The sequence below is a fragment of the Pseudomonas sp. CH61 genome (genome assembly GCF_059429415.1).
Genome location: NZ_CM182098.1, coordinates 2,967,259 through 2,977,916, shown reverse-complemented (window position 1 = coordinate 2,977,916; position 10,658 = coordinate 2,967,259). Strand labels below are relative to the sequence as shown.

Annotated in this window: 9 protein-coding genes; 5 read left to right on the top strand and 4 right to left on the bottom strand. The window is 59.5% G+C overall.

Annotated elements, in window-relative coordinates; genetic code table 11:
• Positions 1-66 precede the first annotated feature (66 nt).
• The 4 genes from macA (at position 67) to AC5SEM_RS13320 (ending at position 4,517) form a co-directional block, all read left to right on the top strand.
• Positions 67-1,215: a macrolide transporter subunit MacA gene (macA, locus tag AC5SEM_RS13335; protein WP_495473273.1), complete on the top strand. Its 1,149-nt coding sequence runs from the start codon at positions 67-69 to the stop codon at positions 1,213-1,215.
• Between the two features lie 2 nt (positions 1,216-1,217).
• The gene (locus tag AC5SEM_RS13330; RefSeq protein WP_495473272.1) at positions 1,218-3,176 is read left to right on the top strand and encodes a MacB family efflux pump subunit; all 1,959 of its coding nucleotides are present in this window, start codon (positions 1,218-1,220) and stop codon (positions 3,174-3,176) included.
• Between the two features lie 634 nt (positions 3,177-3,810).
• Positions 3,811-4,176 (top strand): DUF6124 family protein, encoded by a 366-nt coding sequence (locus AC5SEM_RS13325; RefSeq protein ID WP_495473271.1) that lies wholly within the window; start codon positions 3,811-3,813, stop codon positions 4,174-4,176.
• Positions 4,176-4,517, top strand: coding sequence for a DUF6124 family protein (locus AC5SEM_RS13320; protein WP_495473468.1), 342 nt, complete (start codon positions 4,176-4,178; stop codon positions 4,515-4,517). The genes AC5SEM_RS13325 and AC5SEM_RS13320 overlap by 1 nt, the downstream gene beginning before the upstream one ends.
• Before the next feature lie 241 nt (positions 4,518-4,758).
• Here AC5SEM_RS13320 and AC5SEM_RS13315 read toward each other — a convergent pair whose 3' ends face one another.
• Both AC5SEM_RS13315 and AC5SEM_RS13310 read right to left on the bottom strand, forming a co-directional pair.
• Complete coding sequence (locus tag AC5SEM_RS13315) at positions 4,759-5,505, bottom strand: response regulator transcription factor (RefSeq protein ID WP_495473270.1); 747 nt, start codon at positions 5,503-5,505, stop codon at positions 4,759-4,761.
• Positions 5,506-5,640: 135 nt separating this feature from the next.
• Entirely contained in the window at positions 5,641-7,227 is a 1,587-nt protein-coding gene (locus AC5SEM_RS13310; RefSeq protein WP_137216541.1) for a sensor domain-containing diguanylate cyclase, read from the bottom strand.
• Between the two features lie 211 nt (positions 7,228-7,438).
• Between AC5SEM_RS13310 and ycaC the strand changes: the two genes are divergently transcribed.
• A complete protein-coding gene (gene ycaC / locus AC5SEM_RS13305; RefSeq protein ID WP_007916011.1) occupies positions 7,439-8,071 on the top strand; it encodes an isochorismate family cysteine hydrolase YcaC in 633 nt (210 codons plus the stop codon).
• 85 nt (positions 8,072-8,156) lie between these two features.
• On the opposite strand, the gene AC5SEM_RS13300 is transcribed toward ycaC, so the two are convergent.
• On the bottom strand, positions 8,157-9,179 hold the full coding sequence (locus AC5SEM_RS13300) for an alpha/beta hydrolase (protein ID WP_495473269.1): 1,023 nt from the start codon (positions 9,177-9,179) through the stop codon (positions 8,157-8,159).
• Between the two features lie 181 nt (positions 9,180-9,360).
• The gene (locus AC5SEM_RS13295; protein ID WP_495473268.1) at positions 9,361-10,617 is read right to left on the bottom strand and encodes an MFS transporter; all 1,257 of its coding nucleotides are present in this window, start codon (positions 10,615-10,617) and stop codon (positions 9,361-9,363) included.
• Positions 10,618-10,658 lie beyond the last annotated feature (41 nt).

The following is a 10,658-nucleotide window of genomic DNA, read 5'->3' as shown; positions in this document are numbered from 1 at the left end:
TTGTTGTTTATCTACCAGAGCCCGGCCGCTGGCCGGGCTCACCCCTGAACGGACTTGTGGTTATTTATGGAAAAGTCGAAGTTGCGCAAAGTCGGTATGGGTTTGGCGTTGGTGGCAGTAGCGGGATTGGCGTTCTACGCGGTGCAGGCCCCGGCCGAGGCGCCGCAATACCTGACCGCGCCGGTTGAACGCAGTGACATCGAAAACGCAGTGCTGGCCACCGGGTTGCTCGAAGGCATCAAGCAAGTGGACGTCGGCGCGCAAGTGTCCGGGCAATTGAAGTCGCTCAAGGTCAAGGTCGGCGACAAGGTGAAGAAGGGCCAGTGGCTGGCGGAAATCGACCCGTTGGTATTGCAGAACACCCTGCGTCAGGCCCAGGTCGATGAGGAAAACCTGCAAGCGCAAAAACGCGCCACTCAGGCTCAACTGAGGCAGACCAAAGCGATTTACGAGCGCTACAAGAACTTGCAGGACGACGCGTCGATCTCGCGCCAGGACTTCGAAACCGCCGAGTCGGATTATCAGGTGCAACAGGCCAATCTGATGTCGCTGGATGCGCAGATCAAAAGCGCGCACATCCAGATCGACACGGCCAAGGTCAATCTGGCGTACACGCGGATTGTTGCGCCGATTGATGGCGACGTGGTCGGCGTGGTCACTCAGGAAGGTCAGACGGTGATCGCCAGCCAACTGGCGCCGGTCCTGCTGAAACTGGCGGATCTGGACACCATGACGGTCAAGGCGCAGGTATCCGAAGCGGATGTGATTCATATCGCGCCGGGGCAAGAGGTGTATTTCACCATTCTTGGCGAGGACAAACGCTACTACGCGAAATTGCGCGGCACCGACCCGGCGCCGCAGAACTTTCTCGAAACGCCACCCGCCGGCACGCCGAAGCAAAGCAGCGCGGTGTTCTATAACGCCTTGTTCGAGGTGCCGAATCCCGACCATCGTTTGCGCATTTCGATGACCGCGCAGGTGCGCATTATCCTCGACACCGCCAAGGCAGTGCTGACCGTGCCGGTGGCGGCGCTCGGCCCGCGCAATGCCGATGGCAGCTTCCCCGTGCGCGTGCTCGACGCCAAGGGCCACGCGCAGTCGCGCAATGTGCAGACCGGGATCAACAACAACGTCAAAGTGCAGATCAATAGCGGTCTGGCTGAAGGTGATCGCGTGGTCATCGGTGATCCGCTGACCAGTGTGGCGGGGGCGTGAGCATGACTGAGCCACTGCTGCAGCTCACCGGTATCACCCGCAGTTTCACCGCTGGCGACCGCGAATTTCTCGCGCTGAAAAACATTAACCTGACGATCAATGCCGGGGAAATGGTCGCGATCATTGGCGCCTCGGGTTCCGGTAAATCGACGCTGATGAACATCCTCGGTTGCCTCGATTACGCTACCGCCGGCAGCTACAAGATCAACGGCCAGGAAACCCGTGATCTGGACAATCAGGCCCTGGCCGAACTGCGCCGTGACTACTTCGGTTTCATCTTCCAGCGTTACCACTTGCTGCCGCATTTGAGCGCGATGCACAACGTCGAGATGCCGGCGATTTACGCCGGCACGCCGCAGCTTCAGCGCCACGCCCGCGCCCGTGAACTGTTGGCGCGACTGGGCCTGGAAGGGCACCTGACACATCGGCCGAGCCAGCTTTCCGGTGGTCAGCAGCAGCGGGTGAGTATCGCCCGGGCCCTGATGAACGGCGGCGAGGTGATTCTCGCCGACGAGCCGACGGGCGCCCTCGACACGGCCAGCGGCAAGGAGGTGATGCGCATCCTCCTGGAGTTGCACGCGGCGGGGCATACGGTGATTCTGGTCACCCATGACCCGAAAGTCGCGGCCAACGCCGAGCGCATCATTGAAGTCAGCGACGGCGAAATCCTCAGCGACCGCGCCAACGAGCGCGACACCACGCACCTGCTCAGCGATGAACCAGTGACCCCGAAAGCCAATGCGTCGCGGCGTTTGGTCGCTAGCCTCGGGCTATTCAAAGAGGCGTTCGCCATGGCGTGGGTGGCGTTGATATCCCATCGCATGCGCACCTTGCTGACCATGCTCGGCATTGTCATCGGCATTACTTCTGTGGTGTCGATTTCGGCGGTCGGCGAGGGCGCCAAGAACTACGTGCTCAAAGACATCGCCGCGATTGGCAGCAACACCATCGATGTCTATCCCGGCAGCAGTTACGGCGACAAACGTGCCGCCGCCATCGAAACCCTGACACCGGCCGATGTCACCGCGCTGAATCAGCTGTACTACGTCGACAGCGCCACGCCGATGATTGGCCGCAGCCTGTTGCTGCGCTATCGCAATATCGATCTGGATGCGCAGGTCAACGGCGTCAGCGATCAGTACTTCAAGGTGCGCGGGATCAAGATGGCCGCCGGTATTCCGTTCAGCGAAAGCGATGCGCGACGCCAGGCGCAGGTGGTGGTCATCGATCACAACACCCGGCAGCGCCTGTTTGGCCAGGATGTCGACCCGTTGGGGCAGGTGATCCTGATTGGCAACCTGCCGTGCACAGTGATCGGCGTGGCCGCGCAGGATAAAAGCCTCTTCGCTTCGGGCAAAACCCTCAACGTCTGGGTGCCCTACGAAACCGCCGCCGGGCGGGTGTTGGGCCAGCGTTATCTGGACAGCATCAGTGTGCGCATGAAGGACGGCCAGCCGAGCAAAGTGGTGGAAGAGCACGTCACCCAACTGCTGCTGCAACGCCACGGCACCAAGGACTTTTTCACCAACAACCTCGACAGCGTCTTGCAGACCGTGCAGAAAACCAGCCGCTCGCTGGCGCTGCTGCTGTCGCTGATTGCGGTGATTTCTTTGGTGGTGGGCGGTATCGGCGTGATGAACATCATGCTGGTGTCGGTGACCGAGCGAACCCGCGAGATTGGCATTCGCATGGCAGTGGGCGCGCGGCAGTCGGACATTCGTCAGCAGTTTCTGGTGGAGGCGGTGATGGTGTGTTTGTTGGGCGGGGCGATCGGGATTTCCCTGTCGTATGCCATCGGGCATTTGTTTTCGGTGTTCATCAAGGAATGGGAGATGGTGTTTTCGCTGGCGTCGGTGCTGACAGCGGTGGTGTGTTCGACGTTGATCGGGATTGTGTTTGGCTTTGTACCGGCGCGGAATGCCTCGCGGCTGGATCCGATTGAGGCGTTGGCGCGGGATTAAAAGCTGACCCTCACCCTAACCCTCTCCCAGAGGGAGAGGGGACTGACCGCGGTGTTCTTTCGAGGTACGCCGACCTGAAATACCACGTCGAACTCTGGTTTTGAAAAGCACAAAGATCGGCTCCCAAGCCAAACCCAGGCTCGAACCCAACCAAGATCGGCTCCCTTTCCCCCTCGCCCCCCCTTGGGGGGAGAGGGCTGGGGTGAGGGGGGAATCCCACTGACACACCGCAAAACCTGAAACCACCACCATCCGGTTTTTCCATCAATAAACACAACGTCGATTGCCCGTTTAAATTACACGACCCGTTACGTCATACCGCCTACAACACCTTGCGTCGTTACCTACGCGTACGCCAGAATCCGCCGGCTTACGCGGCTATGGGTCGGGATATATCGTTTGCCTGTCACTGCAAATCAGTGATCGGGTTTGGTAGCCCGCTTCGGTACCGCCGTATGGCGCCACCTTATGCAGTCTCTTTTTGCGGCTGCGTTTTATATGGTGGACATGCGTGGGGCTCATTCATGAGCGCCGGGTTTCCGTATCGACCGGTCTACCAACCCGCGCATGGCCGCCACCTTCGTTTGGTAGCGAAAGTGATGGCTCCGGTTAATTTCGATACGAGACTTTATCTATGTTCAAAGCCACACCCAACCCACCAGATACCGATCCGATCCCCTACGACGCCGCGCTCGAACCTCAAAACATCAAAGAGGCCACAGAACGGGCGATCAATTTCTACTTAAACCCTTCCGCGCTCAAAACCTCAAAACCCACCCGCAAAACCGGCAAGATCTACCTGATCGACCCCACCATCGACAACGAAACCCTGCTCGTTGAAGCCTACGAATCGTTGTCATCGGCCAGTGACATGGCCCGCGACCTTGCCGACTCGATCGACAGTCCTCACCGCAAAAAGATGCTGATCCTGCAGCAGGTGATCATGTTGAGTGAATTGGTGGTGAGTCGCGTCCTCGACAACCAGCGCTTGCCCAACTAATTGCGAAACTGTCGCGCGAGGGAGCCTGCTCCCTCGCTGCGCAGAAGGAGTTTGAGCTTATGTCCAAGACATCCGATCCGCCGGTTACTGCAGCCAACATCATGGCCACGCCCTACACGCCCAACGCTATGTTCCAGGTCAACCCGCAAACCGATACCGAATCCCTGCTGGCAAACGCCTGTGAATCGCTGGCCTCGGCCTCGGTCATGTTATGTGATTTTGCCGGGATGCTGGAGGGGCCGCATCGCCAGACCTTGCTGGGTATTGCGCAAGTGGTGATGTTGGGAGAATTGGCGGTGAATCAGGCATTGGAGCACGTCGCGGGAGTGCCCTCACCCTAACCCTCTCCCAGGGGGAGAGGGGACTGACCGAGGTGTTCTTTCGAGATGCACCGACGTGAGATACCGAGTCGAACTCAGGGTTTGAACAGCACAAAGTTCGGCTCAAAAGTCGAACTCAGTTTCGAATTCAACCGAGATCGGCTCCCTTTCCCCCTCGCCCCTTTGGGGGGAGAGGGCTGGGGTGAGGGGGGAATCTCACTGACACGACCAAAAAAACCAAGCCTTCGCTAATTCCTGCGTATCACGCCGCACTCGACGCCGATCCCTCTAGCGGCGAATACATCCAGCGCATCAACGAATGCCGCCCGCTGATCCCCAACTTGATCGCCGCGCGTTTCAGATAGCTCTCGACGGTGTTGACCTTCAACGCCAATTGTTCCGCCAATTCCGGCGCCGTGCGGCCGGCGAGCAGGCCGACACACACTTCGGTTTCGCGGTTCGACAGACTCAGCCCCAGTTGCTCCAGACGCTCGTCAAAGCGCAGGCGCAAGGTTTCCAGGCCGTTGCCTTCGGCTGCTTCGGACGTGGTCTGCGGATCAGGAGTGGTCGGTTGCAGGGCGTTGATGTGTTTTTCCACCATCGGCAGCAGCACCGGGGAGATGTCCTGCAACAGGCTGCGTTCCTGCGCGGAAAAGCGCTGCGACTCGTCGTTGCGATACACCGAAATCACGTAGCGGTAGCCGTCCTTGCGCCGGGTCAGGTGCAGTTGCGAGGCGTCCGCGCTGGTCGCGGCCGGCGGATTCTGTAAATGGTGGGCCGCCGCACTGTGTTCGGAAAACACCGTTTCGGCGAGCAGGGCCGGCTCTTTCAGCGGCTCACGCTCGCTGCGGCTCGACGCGCGGCCCAGCGGTTCGACACGCATCTGCCGGATGTGCGTGGCGTCTACCGCCAGTTGCGTCAGGATCAGGTCATGCAGCATGCGCGGAAAGTGCCGGCTGCCTGTGCTGGCAATGACCTTGCCGATGTGGGGGAACAAGTGTGAGTTCATATGCGTGTCATCCCTGAGAAGCGTTAATTCAAAAACGTCTGCAGCACTGTCGACGATCTCCTTGGTCGACGAAATACCGCAGACTTGGATCCTATCCTAGTACAACGTTTGAGCGACGGTTTAATGAAGGTGTTATTAGCTCATAACCGCGATGTCGGGTTGCTTGCCCTGTGAGCACCAGCGGTTGCGGCCTTGCTGCTTGGCTTGATACAGGCAGGTATCGGCTGCTTTCAACAGGGTCGCTGGGGTTACCGTGTCATCGACTGGATGCCAAGTGGTAATCCCGGCGCTGGCGGTGACATAGCCCAATGGATGCCCGGCGTGCTCCAGTTTCAGTGCACGGATGGCCTGCAGTATGTCTTCGGTAACCTGAATGGCGCCGGCATTGTCGGTGTTGGGCAGCAGCACGGTGAACTCTTCGCCGCCGTAGCGCACCGCGAGGTCGCTCGGTCGTTTGACCGCTTGCTGGATCGCCTGCCCGACAGCGCTCAGGCAATCATCGCCCGCCGCATGGCCATACTGGTCGTTGTAGCGTTTGAAGTGGTCGACATCGAGCATGATCAATGACAGCGCCGAACCTTGTCGCCGCGCCAGACGGATTTCGTCCACCAGCGCGTTGTCCAGACGTCGGCGGTTGCCCAGTCCGGTGAGGCTGTCAGTCAGCGCCATGTCACGCATGGTCTGGTGCGCGTAGCGAATTTCCCGCTCCATGGCCATGCGCTGGCGCAACTGGTGCAGCACCACCAGGCCGAAACCGCTGAGCACCAAAATCAGAAACACCAGCACGAAGCCGTTTTTCAGCAAATCCTGCTGCCACGGTTCGATGATCGAATCCCGTGAAAGCCCGGCCTCGACCACCAGCGGATAGGTGGTGAGCGCGCGATAGCCATACAACCGCTCAGTGTCGTCGACCACCGCGCGGACTTGCGCAATGCCGGCGTTGGCGTTGGGCAGGTAGACCTTGAAGATCTCGCTGTTGGCCAGGCTTTTGCCGATCACCGAGGCGATGAACGGCCGGCGTACGAGGATGGTGCCGTCGCGCCTGGCCAGCACCAGTGCGCCTTTGTCATCGATTCTGAAGTCGCCGTAATAGTCGACAAAGTAGCTGACCTTGACCGTGCCCAGCAGCACCCCGGCGAACGAGCCGTCGGGATTGTTCAGACGACGGGAGACGGGAATGATCAGGTCATGGGTCGATCGGCTTTCCACCACATCACCGATGCGCACCTGCCGATCATCATGGCTGCGGTGGTATTGAAAGTAATCGCGATCGGCGTTGTTGGCGGTCTCGGGCGTGACTTCCTTGTCGGTGACGAGCCACTGCCCATCCGCGCCGTAGATGAACAAGCCATGCAACTGCGGCATGATTTTCGATTGCTGCACCAGCAATTTGTGAATGCGCGGCACATCGAGGTTCTGCAGGCCATCGCCTTCGATACGTTCACTCAGGGCGGCGGTCAGCACATCCATTTGCCGAATGGTGTCTTCGGCATGCTGTGCAGTGGCGCGGGCTAGGTTGGTCACCGAATCGCGCGCGGAGGCGAATGCAGCGCGATAGTCGCGCCAGGTGCGCCAGCTCTCGACCGTCAGAAAGGCCAATACCACCACCAGCATAAAGCTGACCGTAAGGCGGAATGTCGAGCCGGCGCGCACGGCGTTGCGGGCAGAGGCGGCTCTGCCAGGGTCTTCGGTGTTCGGCTCTGGCGGGCGGCGTCCGAGCATGAACCTCTCCTTTTCTCATACGTAATGCATCACAACAGTATGACAAGGATCGCCAAAAAGTTCGGAACAGAGCGCGCGCCGTCGTTGAATTGTCCTTTTTGAGTTGACGGTGAAACGCTTTTCAGCCGATTTATCCCGTCCCTGTGCGTCAGTAATCTGTACCCAACTTGAACGCAACAACAACTTCAAAAACTCAAAAGGGACGCACACCATGACCACTCCAACCTACAACCGCCTGAACAAAGATGACGCCATCGTGTTGCTGGTCGACCATCAGACTGGCCTGATTTCCCTGGTGCAGGACTTCTCGCCAAACGAATTCAAGAACAACGTGCTGGCCCTGGCTGATCTGGCCAAGTTCTTCGAATTGCCGACCATCCTCACCACCAGTTTCGAACAAGGCCCGAACGGCCCGCTGGTACCGGAATTGAAAGAGATGTTCCCGGATGCGCCGTACATTGCTCGCCCAGGTCAGATCAACGCTTGGGACAACGAAGATTTTGTGAAAGCGATCAAAGCTACCGGGCGCAAGCAGATCATCATTGCCGGTGTAGTGACGGATGTCTGCGTAGCGTTCCCGACCTTGTCGGCGCTGGCGGAAGGGTTTGATGTTTTTGTGGTGACTGACGCCTCCGGCACCTTCAACACCACCGTGCAACAAGCCGCGTGGAGCCGCATGACTCAGGCCGGTGCGCAGATGATGAACTGGTTCTCGGTGGCGTGTGAGCTGCACCGCGACTGGCGCAACGACATTGAAGGCTTGGGTAACTTGCTGTCGCAGCGGATCCCGAACTACCGCAACCTGATGAACAGCTACTCGGCGCTGACTGCTCAGCAGAAGTAAGCCTGCGCGACCGAACAAAAGCCTGCCTTGAAAGCAGGCTTTTGTCGTGTCTGCGCTTTAAAGCGCTGGCAGCGCCGCGATGGTGTTACTTCAGGTTATGGCTGAAGAACTCGGTCAATTTGGCGAAGGGAATCAGATTGACCCGGTCGTACAAGTCGACATGGCCGGCCCCTGGAATGATCAGCAGCTCTTTGGGTTCGGCCGCGCGCTGATACGCGTCTTCACTGAATTCGCGGGAGTGCGCCTGAGCACCGGCAATGAACAGCAGCGGACGCGGGGAGATGCTCTCGATGTCATTGAACGGGTAGAAGTTCATGAACTTCACATTGCTGATCAACGTCGGCATGGTCGTGGTCTGCGGTGAAGCGCCGGCTGGCGTGACCTGACCACGCGGTGTGCGGTAGAAGTCGTAGAACTCGTCACCCACCGCGTTGCCGGTGAGTTTGAGCGGTGTGCCGCCGGTGTAGCGGATCGGGCCGCCCCAGAACTGCGCGTTACGCTGCTGCGCCGCCTGTTCAACGATGGATTGGCGTTGCGCTGGCGTGAGCGAATGTTTGAGGCCGTTACGGTTGGCGGCGCCCATGTCGTACATGCTGACAGTAGCAATCGCCTTCAAACGTGGGTCGATCTTGGCGGCACTGATGGCAAAGCTGCCGCTGCCGCAAATACCGATGACGCCGATACGCTCGCGATCGACCAGTGGACGAGTACCGAGAAAGTCCACCGCCGCGCTGAAGTCTTCGGCATAAATGTCCGGCGCAACTGACTGGCGTGGCAGGCCCTCGCTCTCGCCCCAGAAGGACAAGTCGAACGACAGCGTGACGAAGCCTTGTTCGGCCATTTTGGTCGCGTAGAGATTGGCGCTTTGCTCTTTCACCGCGCCCATCGGGTGGCCGACGATGATCGCGGCATTTTTTGACTGTGGGTCGAGGTTCTTCAGGCTGAACAGATTGCCTGCGACCTTCATCCCGTACTGGTTCTTGAAGGTGACCTTTTCCACGGTCACTTTATCGCTGGTGTAGAAGTTGTCTGCGCCGTTCGACATATCGGCTCCCATGGCTGAAAAAGTACTGAAGAGCAGCCCGAAGGCCAAGCAAAAACCTTTCACTGGAATGTCCTTGCGATTGAGGGTTTATTCGTCTGAGCCTGTGCACGAACATTCTCTCGATCAGCGCCTCAGCGCCGAAGTGCATTCCTCTGGATTGCTTGCCTGATCCACTGAGTCCTGGATTTTTAATGCCGCGCAAACACGATTTGGCGGCGATGAGAGGGCAGGGATGGGATATGGATTACGCTGAGGATTCAGTGCTGGCCTCGACCAATCCGCTTTCAGCCTGCCGGCCACTGCGCTGGGTTTCCGGAACACCGATCCCAAGCAACACAACCGCCACCGCCGCAATAGCGGCCAGGGTCAGAAACGCCGCGCTGTAACCAGCTTCCTGAACAACGAACCCGGCGAGGCCATTGCTCAGTGCCGCGCCCAGCCCGAACACAGTCGTCAACGCGCCAAGGCTGATATTGAAGTGGCCGGTGCCCTGGGTGAGGTCTTTGACCATGATCGGAAACAAGGCGCCGAACAGACCGGCGCCGACGCCGTCGAGCAGCTGCACCGCGACCAGCCAGTAAGCATCGTCCGACAGCGTATAGAGCACACCGCGCAATGGCAGGATCAGAAATCCGGCCAGCAGCAGCGGCTTGCGTCCCCACACATCGGCTTTCGCCCCGACCAGTAATGCCGCCGGCACCATCACCAGTTGCGCGGCGACGATGCAGGCGGAGGTCAGCGGGGTGGCCATCTGCAAATTCGCTTGCGCCAGTTTTTGGCTCACCAACGGCAACATCGCTGCGTTGGCGAGGTGGAACAGCGCACAGCAAATGGCGAACAGCAACAGCGACCGGTTGCCCAGCAGCACCGATAAACCGGAAGGCTGGTGATGGCCAGTGTCGGCGGGATCGAGTCCGCGGGCCTGATCATGGTCGATCGCTTCTGGCGATACGCAGGCGATGGCGATGACACTGGCCAGGGCCATGGCCGCCATCAGATAGAACACCGCCACCGGGCCGAACAGATAGGCGAATACGCCGGCGAGGAGGGCGGCGCAGGCGTTGCCGGCATGATTGAAGGTTTCATTGCGCCCGGTTCGCCGGGTGAACGCCCGTGGCCCGGTCATGCCTAGGGTAATCGCGCAGATGGCCGGGGCGAATATCGAAGCGGCCATTGCACTCAGGGTTTGCGTCAACGCCACCCACGTGAACGACGTCACGAACGGCAGCAGCAGACAACTGCCGGTCACCAGCAGCGCGGCGATCGCAATCAGCGCACGTTTGCGCCGGCTGTTGTCGACCCAGGCGCCGGCGGGTGTCTGGGTGATCAGCGCGGCGACCCCGGCGATGGTCATCACCAGGCCAATGCTCGCCGGTTCCCAGTGATGCACCGCCAACAGGTAAATGGCCAGGTAGGGGCCGAGACCGTCGCGCACGTCGGCGAGGAAGAAGTTCAGGCTGTCCAGTGACAGGTTATTGCGGCGATCGAGGTCAGCGGCCACGGCGGTATCTTCAATGTTCGAGGTTTGCGGATGGATTCAAC

What these genes read in the sequence shown, in the direction of transcription:
- macA (WP_495473273.1), top strand. Translation starts at nt 67, where the DNA reads ATGGAAAAGTCGAAGTTGCGCAAAGTCGGTATGGGTTTGGCGTTGGTG.
- AC5SEM_RS13330 (WP_495473272.1), top strand. Translation starts at nt 1,218, where the DNA reads ATGACTGAGCCACTGCTGCAGCTCACCGGTATCACCCGCAGTTTCACC.
- AC5SEM_RS13325 (WP_495473271.1), top strand. Translation starts at nt 3,811, where the DNA reads ATGTTCAAAGCCACACCCAACCCACCAGATACCGATCCGATCCCCTAC.
- AC5SEM_RS13315 (WP_495473270.1), bottom strand. Translation starts at nt 5,505, where the DNA reads ATGAACTCACACTTGTTCCCCCACATCGGCAAGGTCATTGCCAGCACA.
- AC5SEM_RS13310 (WP_137216541.1), bottom strand. Translation starts at nt 7,227, where the DNA reads ATGCTCGGACGCCGCCCGCCAGAGCCGAACACCGAAGACCCTGGCAGA.
- ycaC (WP_007916011.1), top strand. Translation starts at nt 7,439, where the DNA reads ATGACCACTCCAACCTACAACCGCCTGAACAAAGATGACGCCATCGTG.